18 protein-coding genes and 1 tRNA gene are annotated in these 13,908 nt (G+C 29.6%); 13 read left to right on the top strand and 6 right to left on the bottom strand.

What is annotated here, in order from left to right; translation table 11 throughout:
- Window positions 1-111: 111 nt before the first annotated feature.
- From K8N75_RS06930 to K8N75_RS06910, 5 genes are all read left to right on the top strand, one after another.
- Window positions 112-1,428: an L-cysteine desulfidase family protein gene (locus K8N75_RS06930; protein ID WP_223791350.1), complete on the top strand. Its 1,317-nt coding sequence runs from the start codon at window positions 112-114 to the stop codon at window positions 1,426-1,428.
- A 299-nt stretch (window positions 1,429-1,727) separates the two neighbouring features.
- Window positions 1,728-2,006, top strand: coding sequence for an ArsR/SmtB family transcription factor (locus K8N75_RS06925; RefSeq protein ID WP_223791349.1), 279 nt, complete (start codon window positions 1,728-1,730; stop codon window positions 2,004-2,006).
- Window positions 2,007-2,054: 48 nt separating this feature from the next.
- The gene (locus tag K8N75_RS06920; RefSeq protein WP_223791348.1) at window positions 2,055-2,396 is read left to right on the top strand and encodes a DUF8036 family membrane protein; all 342 of its coding nucleotides are present in this window, start codon (window positions 2,055-2,057) and stop codon (window positions 2,394-2,396) included.
- Window positions 2,397-2,703: 307 nt separating this feature from the next.
- Entirely contained in the window at window positions 2,704-2,985 is a 282-nt protein-coding gene (locus tag K8N75_RS06915) for an ArsR/SmtB family transcription factor (protein ID WP_048190071.1), read from the top strand.
- Between the two features lie 11 nt (window positions 2,986-2,996).
- On the top strand, window positions 2,997-3,353 hold the full coding sequence (locus tag K8N75_RS06910; RefSeq protein WP_223791347.1) for a DUF8036 family membrane protein: 357 nt from the start codon (window positions 2,997-2,999) through the stop codon (window positions 3,351-3,353).
- A 52-nt stretch (window positions 3,354-3,405) separates the two neighbouring features.
- On the opposite strand, the gene K8N75_RS06905 is transcribed toward K8N75_RS06910, so the two are convergent.
- A complete protein-coding gene (locus K8N75_RS06905; RefSeq protein ID WP_223791346.1) occupies window positions 3,406-3,747 on the bottom strand; it encodes a peptidase in 342 nt (113 codons plus the stop codon).
- A gap of 212 nt (window positions 3,748-3,959) precedes the next feature.
- Window positions 3,960-4,044, bottom strand: a tRNA-Ser gene (locus tag K8N75_RS06900).
- A gap of 156 nt (window positions 4,045-4,200) precedes the next feature.
- Here K8N75_RS06900 and K8N75_RS06895 point away from each other — a divergent pair.
- From K8N75_RS06895 to K8N75_RS06875, 5 genes are all read left to right on the top strand, one after another.
- Window positions 4,201-4,515, top strand: coding sequence for a DUF2769 domain-containing protein (locus tag K8N75_RS06895; protein ID WP_223791345.1), 315 nt, complete (start codon window positions 4,201-4,203; stop codon window positions 4,513-4,515).
- Between the two features lie 565 nt (window positions 4,516-5,080).
- On the top strand, window positions 5,081-5,764 hold the full coding sequence (locus tag K8N75_RS06890; protein WP_223791344.1) for a nitrite/sulfite reductase domain-containing protein: 684 nt from the start codon (window positions 5,081-5,083) through the stop codon (window positions 5,762-5,764).
- 108 nt (window positions 5,765-5,872) lie between these two features.
- Window positions 5,873-6,232 carry a hypothetical protein gene (locus K8N75_RS06885; protein WP_223791343.1) on the top strand — a complete coding sequence of 120 codons (360 nt, stop codon included), beginning with the start codon at window positions 5,873-5,875 and terminating at the stop codon, window positions 6,230-6,232.
- 71 nt (window positions 6,233-6,303) lie between these two features.
- Window positions 6,304-7,431 (top strand): TIGR04083 family peptide-modifying radical SAM enzyme, encoded by a 1,128-nt coding sequence (locus K8N75_RS06880; protein WP_223791342.1) that lies wholly within the window; start codon window positions 6,304-6,306, stop codon window positions 7,429-7,431.
- A gap of 241 nt (window positions 7,432-7,672) precedes the next feature.
- Complete coding sequence (locus tag K8N75_RS06875) at window positions 7,673-8,035, top strand: TIGR04165 family Cys-rich peptide (protein WP_223791341.1); 363 nt, start codon at window positions 7,673-7,675, stop codon at window positions 8,033-8,035.
- Here K8N75_RS06875 and K8N75_RS14290 read toward each other — a convergent pair.
- The gene (locus K8N75_RS14290; protein ID WP_420830712.1) at window positions 8,001-8,096 is read right to left on the bottom strand and encodes a carbonic anhydrase; all 96 of its coding nucleotides are present in this window, start codon (window positions 8,094-8,096) and stop codon (window positions 8,001-8,003) included. The genes K8N75_RS06875 and K8N75_RS14290 overlap by 35 nt on opposite strands.
- 554 nt (window positions 8,097-8,650) lie before the next feature.
- Between K8N75_RS14290 and K8N75_RS06870 the strand changes: the two genes are divergently transcribed.
- From K8N75_RS06870 to K8N75_RS06860, 3 genes are all read left to right on the top strand, one after another.
- Window positions 8,651-9,463: a DUF368 domain-containing protein gene (locus K8N75_RS06870; RefSeq protein WP_223791340.1), complete on the top strand. Its 813-nt coding sequence runs from the start codon at window positions 8,651-8,653 to the stop codon at window positions 9,461-9,463.
- 190 nt (window positions 9,464-9,653) lie between these two features.
- A complete protein-coding gene (locus tag K8N75_RS06865; protein ID WP_223791339.1) occupies window positions 9,654-10,520 on the top strand; it encodes a cation diffusion facilitator family transporter in 867 nt (288 codons plus the stop codon).
- 280 nt (window positions 10,521-10,800) lie between these two features.
- On the top strand, window positions 10,801-10,998 hold the full coding sequence (locus tag K8N75_RS06860) for a hypothetical protein (RefSeq protein ID WP_223791338.1): 198 nt from the start codon (window positions 10,801-10,803) through the stop codon (window positions 10,996-10,998).
- A 204-nt stretch (window positions 10,999-11,202) separates the two neighbouring features.
- Here the strand turns inward: K8N75_RS06860 and K8N75_RS06855 are convergent, their stop codons facing one another.
- The 3 genes from K8N75_RS06855 to K8N75_RS06845 all read right to left on the bottom strand — a co-directional run bounded on the left by K8N75_RS06855 (window position 11,203) and on the right by K8N75_RS06845 (window position 13,586).
- Entirely contained in the window at window positions 11,203-11,376 is a 174-nt protein-coding gene (locus K8N75_RS06855; RefSeq protein WP_223791337.1) for a hypothetical protein, read from the bottom strand.
- Window positions 11,377-11,639: 263 nt separating this feature from the next.
- On the bottom strand, window positions 11,640-12,020 hold the full coding sequence (locus K8N75_RS06850; protein WP_223791336.1) for a carbonic anhydrase: 381 nt from the start codon (window positions 12,018-12,020) through the stop codon (window positions 11,640-11,642).
- Between the two features lie 159 nt (window positions 12,021-12,179).
- On the bottom strand, window positions 12,180-13,586 hold the full coding sequence (locus K8N75_RS06845; protein WP_223791335.1) for a peptide MFS transporter: 1,407 nt from the start codon (window positions 13,584-13,586) through the stop codon (window positions 12,180-12,182).
- Between the last annotated feature and the right edge of the window lie 322 nt (window positions 13,587-13,908).

Genomic DNA, 13,908 nt, shown 5'->3' with positions numbered 1-13,908 from the left:
AATATTATTTATAAATTTAAAATATCCAAATGTTTATATGATTTAAATTTTACATGAAACATTAATTGGAATATAACTCATTTTATAAATTAATTATAAAAGTGGATTACAATGTACGATGAAAAATTCTTGGATCTTTTAGAAAGGGAGCTTGTTGTTGCATTAGGATGCACAGAACCTAATTCTATTGCATATGCAGCAGCTCTTGCTAAAAAATATGCAAAAGGAAATAAGATAAATAAAGTTGAAGTAATTGCATCTCGTAATGTTATTAAAAATGCTATGTCTGTTGGAATCCCTGGAACAGATAGCTGTGGTATAAATCTAGCAGCAGCATTAGGTATTTTTGCTAAGGATCTAGACAAAAATCTAGAGGTACTTGCTAATCTTAAAGATCATGACATTGAAAATGCCCAAAAAATGATCGAAATGGGTTTGGTTACTGTTCAGTTAGCCAATTCTCCTAAAAAGTTATATGTAGAAGTCATTGTTGAAACTGAGGACTCTAATTCCCGGGTAATTATTGAAGATATACATAACAATGTTGTTTTGATTGAAGTTAACGGGAAAAATATTGTAGATATTCAAAAGAGTACTGATAAGCAAATATTCAATTATGACCTGACCGAAGAAAATCTGGATTTTCTGAGTGTTGATTCAATATGGGAATTTGTTAATCATGTTAACATAAAAAAACTTGATTTAATTAGAGAAAGCATTAAACTGAATATGGAAATTTGTTTAGAAGGCCTGGATAAACCTTATGGTCTTCATGTCGGTAGGAGTATCAAATCAAATATGGAAAATGGATTTATTGCAGATGATGCGGCAAATTATGCAACAGCATTAACAGCAGCAGGATCTGATGCCCGTATGGCTGGTAGTATTTTACCGGTTATGAGTAATTCTGGAAGTGGAAATCAAGGAATTTCTGCCACAATTCCTGTTGTTGCATTTGCAGAGAAATTAGATTCTAATGAAGATACATTAATACGAGGAGTAGTTCTCAGTAATCTAATAACCATCTACATTAAAGCAATTTTAGGACGTTTATCCTCTTTGTGTGGTGCAACTATCTCCGCTACAGGTGCATGTTGTGGAATCACTTATTTGATGGGTGGTGGTGAAGGAGAAATAAAATCATCAATACAGAACATATTGGGAAATATAACAGGGATGATCTGTGATGGTGCAAAAGCAGGATGTGCCCTTAAAGTAGCAACTTGCACTACAGCAGCCATACAATCCACCATTGTTACATTAGAAGGGAATTCAATAAAATCAACAGAGGGTATAATTGAAAAAAATCCTGATGACACAATAAAAAATTTTTGCAGAGTAGGAAATGATGGTATGAAAGATGCTGACAAAATAATACTGGATATAATGCTTCAAAAAAGTAACAACAACTCTAAAACAATACTTTGAACACTCTAAGTTTATAGAAAATTTGATGTTTATTTTTTTATCCAATATTATTTTTTTAAGAAATTTTTATAAATGGAATAACGACTGTATGTTAATCCAAATTAAAGTTTAGGCTTTGATTTTTTGTAAAGTAGCCAGAATCTTATTGTAATATATGTGATCATTATTATTATACCTAACAAAGCAATTATTACTCCAATACTCATAAAACACCGCCCATAAAAGTTAACATATTATATTTATAGTTTTAAATTATAACTTAATAAAGTTTCAAGAGTTCAAAAGTTGGGATGTTTAATATGAGAAAACTGATTTGGTGGGTATTTGCTGGAACAGCAGGAGGGCCTAATCGAGCTAGAATTATTATGGCTTTGAAAGAAAGACCTTATAACGCCCATCAGCTCGCAGAAAAACTTGAACTCAACTATAAAACAGTGCGACATCATTTGAAAATATTAAACGAAAACAATATGATAACTTCTACAGGTAAAAATAAGTATGGGGAATTGTATTTTCTTTCACCAAAAATGGAAGAAAATTATGATATTTTCAGAGACATTTGGAAGGAATTGGTTTAAAATTATATATCAAGTTATTAGGGACAAAATTGGTAAGAGGATATAAAAATGGTAACCGAAGTAATAGGGCCTACAATATTAATAGTAATTTATCTTGCAGTGGCAATTGGAATTGCAAACGTTTGTTTGTTAGTAGGATTGCTGTATACTTATTGGAAAACATATAAAGAAGTAAAATCTAAATTCACTATAGGTCTTTTGTATTTTGCAACCTTCCTTCTTATCCAGAATATATTAGTAACTATAGCACTCATCATTCCATTAATACTTCCAGTTATACCATCTGAAATATCTCATTCTGATTTTGGAATGCCACATATTGCGTTGTTCTTCATAAATTTGATTCAATTGGTTGCTCTATCAATATTATATAAAATAACCAATGAATAATAACTATAACCTCTTTTTATTCTTTTATCAATGCAACCAGGATTTATTTCTTTTTCATTTTATTAAAACGTATTCTCGTTAAAATAATTTATTGTAATATTATAGATTTAAGTGTAAATGGAAAATTACTCTGTTATTTGTAGAACAATTAGCACATATCTGAACTAGGTTTACAAAAAATTTGTATGTTATTCTATATGGCTATAATAATACGAATACATGAAAATGGATCGATAAGTATATTTTTGCTGGTTATAAAACTAAAATATGATACTATAATAACTTCATAACCTATTTGGTGATGCCCATGAAGAAAATACTTTGGTGGCTTATTGCTGGTACAAAAGGAGGAGTTAATAGGGCCAGGATAATACACCTACTAAATCAAAGGCCTTATAACGCCCATCAGCTTGCTGAAAAATTAGAACTAGATTATAAAACAGTTAGGCATCACATCAAGGTTTTAGAGGATAATAACATAATAACAGCATCTGGAGAAAAATATGGAACCATGTATTTTCTCTCATCCTCGATGGAAGAAAATTATGAACTTTTCCAGCAGATATGGAAGGAAATTAGTGAAAATTAGAAGGTGATCATGTGAGTAATGAATTAGTTCCAGGAACAGGAAGTTTTAATGGGAATAAATTAGAAAGGGGACCCCCACTAGACGATCCTAATTTGGCTATTATTGCTGCCCTAGTTTGTGCTGCCAATATTTTACTGCTTCTAATACTTTTATTCACATATGTTGGAAGTTACAGGAAACTTAAATCCCAGTTCAGTCTAGGGTTAGCCATATTTGCAACATTATTAATAGTCCAAAACATCATGTTCCTAATTTTTTTACTAGTTGCAGAAGGGTTTCATGGTCCTGGAATGGGATTTCCAGTATTAAGTTTGAGTATTATTGAATTTGGTGCGCTTTTAGTACTTTTAAAGATTACATGGATTTGAATCATGCCCTCAGATAAAAAAATATGTTACAAAAAAAATTAAAAAAAATCTATTATTGAACTCTTTTACCTGTATCTGCATTGATGTATATATTGTCAACCGGTTTATTCAATCCGCTGGTTGAAACAGGCACTTTCCATACCTTAACACCTTTAAATGTTGTTAATGTAGGAGTTCCCAAAGTGACACCAATTCCTGTATATTGTGTTGCGAGTTCTTTGGCTTTATCAGCACTGATATCTGTTGTTGTATTCACATTATCGGTGTTATTCTTTTCAGTGATATTAGTTGTGTTGTTGGTTGTATTGTTCGATATACTTGTACATCCGCTTACTGCAATTAATATTGCCATTATAAAAACTACAGCAATCACATTCTTAAACTCTAATTCCATTAATAACCCCCCCCCCCCTTCATTTCCAAATATAATATTTAAAGAATATAATAGGGTTTTTATGATTAAATTTGATTTAAATTTTAATCAATTTTAACAACTTAGTATTAAAATATCTGAATCAAACAAATTCAGTGTTTATCTTACTGAATAATATCGATAATCAACAATTAATATTATCTATGAAAAACAATTACAATAAAAAAAATCTACGCCGGGACTGGGATTTGAACCCAGGACGAGCAGAGCTCAACAGGATTTCGAATCCTGCGCCTTACCTGGCTAGACTATCCCGGCAATTATGAATTAGTATAATTCATTATCTCTATAGTAAATTTGTAATGGAATATAATTATTGGTTTTATCAACAAAACATGTTGGTTCTGTTAGAAAAATTCAATAGTTTGATACTCCATAATTATTCTTGTTAATATTAAAATAGAGGAGGATAACATGGAAAATATAGATTTCAGCATGGAAAACATTAAAAAATGTCTTTGCATGCAATGTGCTGTCCAGATTGAAAGTCAGTGTGTGAAAGATAAACAACAAATCATGTTATTAATAAAAAATCAGGATTTAGATAGTCCTATGATGATGGGTCCAGATAGAGTGCCCGGACTATACTGTTCTACTGGTAAAGCTATTTGCAAAGATATAAATACCAAAAAAGTTTGTAAATGTAATGAATGTTTAATTTGGAACCAAAAATCCCTTAAAAGTTGCATACCTGGCCGTTATTTCTGTAAAGATGGGAAGGCCCATTAAAATTAAATTAAAAAAATTGATTGTATATATAGATTTATTAATTAGTAGATAATAATACCTCAATTAAACTTGATTTTATAGCATGAGCCTATAGTAATTATAATAAGTCCATATATCCTTTTAAACAGATTTAAATATACTTAATGTAAGTATTTTCAAGAAACTTTTAAAAAATTTTAATATTTATTGAATATCTTTTCCCTTGCAGGTCATGAATTTAATTTAAAATAATTTTGTTAATTATTTGTTTGGGTATTAAAAAACAATCCAGAAGAGCAGATTTAATCTAAATGGAAAAAATGTAGCTCATTTAATGTTTTTGGTTTACTTTTTGATCATAATATTTTTATGTTATCCACTGAAATGTTATGCTAGAGTGTCTGAAAGGAGGCGGTTATTACAGTGTTAATACCTTTCTATATCTCTATTTACAGGGGTTTGATGGCCATTTAACCAAATAATATCCCCTGTAATACTTTAATTTTATATTTTATCATTATAGATTGTTTATTAATTATATTTTAAACAGTTCTTTTAAATAAAAAAAATTACTAAATTTATAAAGGTGATCTTATTGGCGGAAAATATACCTGAAAAGGGAGCTTCACTTCAAAAAGACATGAAAACTTATGCAATCATTCCTTACATAGCTGGAGGTATAATAGATCCAGATGAATTAAGAAAGATTGCAGATATAGCAGATAAATATTATGTCAAAACATTGAAAATGACTTCAAGTCAAAGAATAGCAATGATTGGTATAAAACCTGAAGATATTGACAACATATGGGATGATCTAGATATGAAACCCGGAGGTTTTACTGGCGCTAGGGTGAGACCATCCAAATTATGTCCTGGATCATTGTACTGTAAAAAAGGTGTGCAAGATACAATTGAAATGGGTATGAAAATTGATGACATTTATTGTGGACTTAAAACACCTAAAAAATTAAAAATTGGAGTTTCAGGCTGTGTAAATTCATGTGCTGAACCTGCTATTAAAGATATTGGATTAATAGGAACTCCAAAAGGATGGAAACTATTAGTCGGAGGGAATGCAGGAATAAAACCTAGAATAGGCAGTTTAATGGCTAAAAATTTATCAGATGAAGATGCTTTAAATCTAATAGGCGGGATTATAGATTATTATAAAGCCAACTCTAATGAAAAACGTTTAAGTTCATTTATAGCAGAAATAAACTTTGATAATTTCATGAATGACATATTAAATAACCATAACTCTTCATAACTTATATGTTTAAGTTCAAGTATAACATTTATAATATTAAATAAATTTGGGGCTGATCCCATTTTAGATCAAAAAAAGGATGAAATAATTAATAAACTTGAAAGCGATTTGAAAACATTGGAAACCAAAAATCTTGAGTTAAAGTTCACAAACAAGAATCTAATTTCCACACTTTCAGAACAAAAAGTAATGTTGAAGACACTTAAAACTAAAATCAGTACACTTGAGTCTTCAAAAGATACATTAAATGAGTATGAACAGTTAAATCTAAAATATGAAAAACTGGTTGATGAACATAAGGAACTTATGATCAAATACAACAAATCTCTGGAAGAAATATCCAAGTTAAAAGAGTTGATTCCTAAATCTAAATCAGATAATAGTTTGTTTGGAAGGTTTTTGAAAAGAAAGAATTTGGATGATGATAAAACAGTTGATGATCCTGGAGAAGATAAACAGAAGAAATAATTTTTGAAGTAATTACTATCACATAAATAAACCTTGATTAAATTATTTATTAACTAAAAAATGGTGTTTTAATGGTTTTTCATGTTATGCTAGTCCCTACACTTGGTTGTCCTTCTAACTGCAGTTATTGCTGGAGTTCCGAGGTAGATTCAGATCTGATGAGCATTGAAACTGTGGAAGAAGTTGTTAAATGGCTTAAAAACTTCAGAGATGACACAGTTACATTCACTTTTCATGGTGGTGAACCTTTACTTGCTGGTTTTGATTTTTATAAAAAAGCTCTTCCACTAATAAAAAAAGGTTTAGAACATTTAAAACCTGCTCTTGCTCTTCAAACCAATTTATGGAATCTTACCCCTGAAATGGCAGAATTATTTAGTGAATATAATATTCCAATAGGTTCGAGTATTGATGGTCCAGAAGAACTGAACAACTACCAAAGGGGTGAAGGATACTATAAAAAGACTATGAAAGGTTATGAAATAGCAAAATCACATAATCTGAAAGTTAGTTTTATATGTACATTTACTTCACATTCAATTAATTATAAAGAAGATATCCTAAATTACTTCATTGAAAATGGATTAACACTTAAATTACATCCTTCACTACCTTCCATGAGAGATGAAAATCCTGAGGAATGGGCTCTTTCACCAGAAGAATATGGAGAACTTTTGGTTTACCTTCTTGATCAATACTTGGAACATATGGATGAAATTGAAATCATGAACATTGATAACCTTGCTAAAAGTGTTTTCCGGCGCAGAGGTACTGTTTGTACCTTCGTTGATTGTATGGGAGACACATTTGCCATCGGACCAGATGGTAGTATATATCCATGCTATCGTTTCGTTGGTATGCTAGAATATGTAATGGGCAATGTTTATGACCATCCTACCATGGATGATCTGGCCAAATCTCAACCATGGAAACTTTTACAAGAATTCAAGGAATATGTAGATGTTGAATGTAAAAAATGTACATATATCAAGTTTTGTAGGGGCGGATGTCCATATAATGCATTGGCAATTACAGATGCGGAAGTGGAAGGTGTAGATCCTCATTGCACAGCATATAAACGTATTTTTAAGGAGATTACTGACAGGGCAACAGTGGAAATGCTCTCTGGATCTGGTATGGTTGGTAATTCTAAAAGAAATAAAAATAGTATAATGTCTTTAATGCTCAAAGGTTCTTAAATTTTACATAAGATTGTTATATTTTATTTTTTTTGATTTCACTAAATGATACTTGAAAAAAAAATTATTTTTTAACTCACACTTTCATTTATTACAATAACATGCATTTTCAGCTTTATCATGATCATTTTGAATGTAAAAATCGTTTTTTCCATTTTTTTAAAGCCTAAATATTAAAAACATTTTTTTAATGTAAACATCATAAAATAATCAATGTAATATTATACTTGGAGGATTTATTGTGAACCTGGGTAAATTAGATGAAAAATGTCCTAAATGTGGTTGTAAGGATAAAATTCTCAAAAGAGATATTGAATCCGAACATCATGCACATGCCAAAACAGGAGCACTTCTGTGTAGTGAATGTGGATATGTATTTAAAAGCAGAGAAGATGAAGAAAGACTGATCTATCATTTAATAAAACTAAATTTCATACTTTTTTATAAATTTCATGAACAATTTGAATCTTTGATCTACTATCAACCCAAAGTCCTATCACATTGCAATTTAAATTTAATTTTTAATACGATAAACCGATTCAATTATCTGTTCTTTATGACTTCACTAGTTAAGAATTTGCTAAACAGTTATGATGGCCTATAATAAATATAAATGAAGTTGAATGTCCTTCATTTGATACTTTTACCTTTTTTCTGAATATCATCTATGTTAAAAGTCTCATCAGGAAATATCCCATCCATTCAAGGAGTAGTTATCAGTCCACATATTTCACCCCATAATTCTCCATGATCCATTTGATAACGGGTAACTGAACCATTCTATCATAAAGAAATAGAAAAACATTACTAAACTGGACTTATTCGTCATAATATCATACTTATTTTTAAATATATAATAATAAAATAATGTTAAAATCCGTTATTGAAACTTTATAAAAAAATGAAAAATCGATTAAAAATTTTAGATAAAAAAAATGTAATATGATTTATTTGGTTTGGAAAAATGTTTTTTCATAAGACAACAATATTCCAACGTTACACTGATTTCCCATTATATCTAATAAAATTGTTCAAGCCTCAATAATGGTTATATATAAATTGTATATATTTAAATTAACTAATATTATTGATTAAGACAATCCTTGAATTTAATTTCAAAACTATTAATTAAAAACATATTATTAGGAAAATGATTTTAATGACAAACAACTATGCTAAATTTAGAAATTTTTTTGCCATTTTTTTTAGAGGACTATTTATGGGAACAGCTGATGTGATGCCTGGGGTTTCTGGAGGCACAATAGCCCTAATAACAGGAATATATGAGCGATTAGTACACTCCATTAGTAAAATAAACTTTAAATTTTTAAAACCCCTATTTAAAGCCCAATTTAAAGAGTCATGGCAAATATTTCGAAAAGAAGTTGATTTAGAATTATTTATTCCTTTATTAATGGGAATAGGAATAGCCGTATTAACCTTATCTCGTTTAATGAGCTTTTTGTTGGCAAACTACGTAGCTTTTACCTATGCATTCTTTGCAGGTTTGATTATAGCATCAACGTATATTGTTTACAAAGAAATTGATGGTTTTTCAGTTAAATATTTCAGTTTTGGTATTGTTGGATTTGTATTTGCATTTATTTTTGTAGGTTTAAACCCAATTCAGGCTAATCACACATTGCCCATAATTTTCTTTTCTGGTATGCTTGCAATATGTGCTATGATACTGCCGGGAATATCTGGAGCATTCATTTTACTACTTATTAACCAATACGAATACATGATCAATGCCCTGAACAGTGTTTCAATTAGTGAAATCATAACCTTCATCCTGGGAGCACTGGTAGGGATAATTTCCTTCTCAAGATTACTAGATTATCTTTTACAGCATCATGAACATGTTACAATGTCTTTCCTTGTAGGATTGATGTTAGGTACATTAAGATTACCTTATCAAAAAATTGCTGTAACCGAAACCAACTCTATCATCGTTTCAGCTGTATTAGGATTAATAGCATTTGGAATAGTGATTATAATGGAGAAAAAATTCCGATATATTGACTATTAACTCTCGACAGTAGACTATAGTATTTTCAAATTAATATCCCATTGAAATTTCTCTTAAGATAAAACCTATTAATAAAAATTTAGACAGGTAATGCACTCAACATCACACAAGGACAATAACTTAAAAATATAAACTTTAAAATAAATTAATACATATTCAATAACTTAAAATTTTATATGGGTAAATTTTCATGAATGAATATTATCGTACTGTTCGGAAAGTTCTTATTATTATTTTGGTACTGAATATAGCTGTGGCTTTAGTTAAGGTTCTGTATGGGTGGTATTCAAATTCTTTAAGTATGATGACCGATGGGTTTCATTCATTTTTCGATGGGACTTCTAATGTTGTAGGAATTATTGGGATCACATTAGCATCAAGACCTGCAGATAAAGAACATCATTATGGGCATTGGAAAATTGAGACATTTGCATCAATAATAATAGCAGTACTCCTTTTTGTCGTATGTTTAGAGATCATTCAATCAGCAGTAAACAGATTTTTCAATCCCTCCCTGCCTGAAATAACTACAATCAGTTTTTTAGTTATGGGAGTTACCATATTGATAAACATAGGAGTTTCATGGTATGAATATAAAAAAGGAAGAGAAATAGACAGTAAAATACTTGTTGCAGATTCTTTGCACACTAGAAGCGATATATATGCTTCAATTGCAGTTATTATAGGATTCTTTGCAATTAAAGCCGGATATGTTTTCATAGATCCTGTTATTGCATTGGCAATAGCAGTATTAATCGCCAAAACCGGTATTGACATAATTAAAGAAAGTTCTGAAGTTCTGTTGGATAAATCGACTATTAGTAAGGAAACAATATCAAACATTGTAAACACCGTACCGGGTGTTATTCAAACTCATAAGATCAGAACTAGGGGTAAAAAATCCAAAACATACATAGATTTACATATAACAGTTGATCCTTCTTTTTCTATAGATAAAGCACATAATATCGGGAATGAAGTAGAATCAAAACTAAAAAAATCTTTCCCAGGAATAAAAGAGGTTCTAATTCATATAGAACCCGATAACGAAGATTAATCCAAAATTTTTAAAAAATTTCCACAATAAATGGAAAAAAAGCAGAAATTATAAAAAAAGTAAAGATTCACTTGTTTAATTTTTATCATTAGTTAATAATTCTATCTGTTCAAAAGAAGCTTGAAATATATTTAATTATATTATAAATATCTAAATATTCTTTATTTTCATTAATTCAGTTGTTAAAATCCTTTCCATTAGCGATGATAGCTAACTAATATAATAAGATAAATCAGGAAATTACACAATTGCGATAAAATATGGGTAGGTCGATACATATATGGGCGGAAATAGAAAGGTATACCCTAATATTAATCCTGAAAATATAATTAAACAAATTAAAATTGGAGGATTTAATATTTTAACATATTTGGTTTTACTGAATATGATTAAAAAAAAAACTGCTGTAGATCCCCATATCCAAGCTGATGGATTCCCTGTCCATGAAATAATTATAATTGATAAAAAAAACCAATAGCAAGGATAATGTGATACGCATAATCCCTGTAAATTTCAGAATAGTTCATGTATACACTTTTTATTAATTTATTAAATCCTCTAAACACGAATTATTAAATCTCATTCTAATAACTATTATTTTATTATATACTCTGTTATTTCAATTTTAATTAGGTTTTATTTAATAACATTACCGCATTGCATTAAATAGGCTTTCAAATCTTCAAATAAAATTAAATCCAAATAAAATCTCTAATATTCCCAATACAACGAATAAAAACATAATTATCATGTTGAATGTTGTTCTTTTAGCTTTATTTTGATGGATTTGATATAAATTTATAAAACCAATACCTATGAACGCTATTCCAAGTATAACAAATACCACATTATTCATATAATTTCTCCTTTCAATCAAATTACATTTATTACTGGGTTTTTTCATGTTTTTGAAATACAGTAAAGAAATAGAAAAAAATGACCTGACTTATTCGTTATAATATCATACTTATTTAAAATATTTAATAATAAAATATTGTTAAAATCACTTATTGAAACTTTACAAAAAAATGAAAAAATCTATTAAAAATTTAGATAAAAAAAATATAAATTTTTACGACATTACTAAGTTACAAAAAGATTTTCAATCTTAATTTGATACTAAAGTTCATAAACTACTTGGACATTGAATTTACTGTCTACCCATAGTCCTATTACATTACAAGGAGAATATGATTCTTTAATACGATCAACTGAATCAATTATCTGTTGATTATGTGTTTCATCTTTTACAGGATTTGCTAAACAATCATGATGCCCAACAATGAATAATTGATTTGTTAAATGTACATTTTTTGAAATACTTATCTTTTCAAGAATATCCTTAATATTAGTGCCCATATCTGCCATTAGACCATCTATTCCAGGAGCAGTTATCATGTCAACATATTTCACATCATAATTTGTTATTATCCAGTTGATTACAGGGAGTTGAACTCTACCATCAATACAGTTTAGGCATGTAACAAATTTTGTTTTCATATTTTTTCTCCAGAGTCTATCATTTTAACATTAAGTTACAAGTTTAACAGGACTTATTATTATGAACAACTTGATAAGAAATAGAACATTTTCCTTTTATTCTCATAGTAAAAATCAATATTTAAATGTTCCTACATTTCCTATTTTGGCCCTCAATTTTTATTCTATTCCATGCATCATAGTTTCTAATCTTTTCCTCATAAGGAATAATATCAAAGCAGCTATAATGGACATTACAACAAATATCATGAAAAATGATGTAAAGCTGTTAATTGGTATTCCAAGAATATATGGTGTTGGCTGTGTTGGATCTGGATAGAGTGCACTTAACTGTCCAGCAAGTATATTAGCAAAGGCGTTTGTCAAAAACCAAATCCCCATTAGCAGACATGTGAATCTTGCAGGTGAAAGTTTAGATACCATTGACAATCCAATTGGAGATATACATAGTTCGCCAAAGGTGAAAAGCACATAAGCAACAATAAGCCATAGCGGACTAATACTAGCACCACCATCCAGTGTTTTTGAAGCAAAAACAAGGATCATAAACCCTACGGACAGCATGAATAAACCACCTGACATCTTTAGAGGGATTGATGGTTCTTTTCCCTTATCTTTTAACTTTAACCATAGTGCTGCAAAAAATGGCGCAAATAACAGGATTGCAAGGGGATTTACAGACTGGAACCATGGAGCAGGTATTGTAAAGTTAATTGCAGTTATAACCCTATCAACATGTTGTTCGGCCAGGAAAGTTAAAGATACTCCTGCTTGTTCAAACGCCGCCCAGAAGAATATTCCAAAGAATGCCAGTATAACAATTACCATTATTCTCTGCTTTTCGACCCAAGTTAAAGTTTGATCATTACAGTTATCCGGGCCATACTGATGATTAGGAACATCCCCCACAGCACCACCCTCTGGATCTACCAAATACTTATTCTTACCCAATATGAAGATAAAAAGTCCCAGCAACATTCCAATTCCCGCAGCTAAAAATCCATACATGTAATAAGCAGGGTTATTTCCACCTACTAATAATCCAATGATAATTGGAGAAATCAATGCCCCTAAATTTATGCCCATATAAAATATTGTAAATGCTGAATCTCTTCGTCCATCATTATCTGAATATAAAAATCCAACCATCGATGATATGTTAGGTTTAAAAAATCCATTTCCCAATACAAGCAAAAATAACCCCAACAAGAAAAATACTGTCTGATTATTGAATACAAAAAATGAATTCGTTATAGCTACAGATTGGGGAGAATATAAATAACTGCTTGTTGCAAGTGAAAACTGCCCCAATGCCATCAATAAACCTCCGAAGATAATGGATTTTCGATTACCCCAATATCTATCGGCAATATAACCACCAATAAGTGGTGTTAAATATACCATGCCAGTGTAATAACCGTAAATACTTGATGTAAAGGCAGTACTGAAAAACATAGCTTTAATCATATAAAGCGATAAAATAGCCCTCATACCATAGTAACTGAAACGTTCCCACATTTCTGTTGTGAAAAGGAGATATAATCCTTTAGGATGTTGTTTAAGCATATTAGACTCCATTAAATCATAATAATTATAGAACTAATTAAAAATCATTAAGAATACTATTAATTAAAGTATAATGGAAAAATTAAAATATATAAACTTATTTATTATCAATCAATGACTTCATATTAATTTAATAGCGATTTTGGAATAATATTCTTGAAATTAACAGTGAAAACATATCTTGTTTCAAATATCATTGTCTTAAACTCTCAATACTATTATAGATGAGATTTATCTGGAGAATCCTGAACAATTTTAACTTGAAAATCACTGAATATTTATAAAATTTATTAAAAAATTAGTCATTTAATTATAAAAAATG

The organism is Methanobacterium spitsbergense (assembly GCF_019931065.1).
In the GTDB taxonomy this organism is placed as follows: domain Archaea; phylum Methanobacteriota; class Methanobacteria; order Methanobacteriales; family Methanobacteriaceae; genus Methanobacterium_B; species Methanobacterium_B spitsbergense.
Note: the sequence above shows the minus strand (reverse complement) of the source record. Positions and strands in the feature narration are given on the sequence as shown.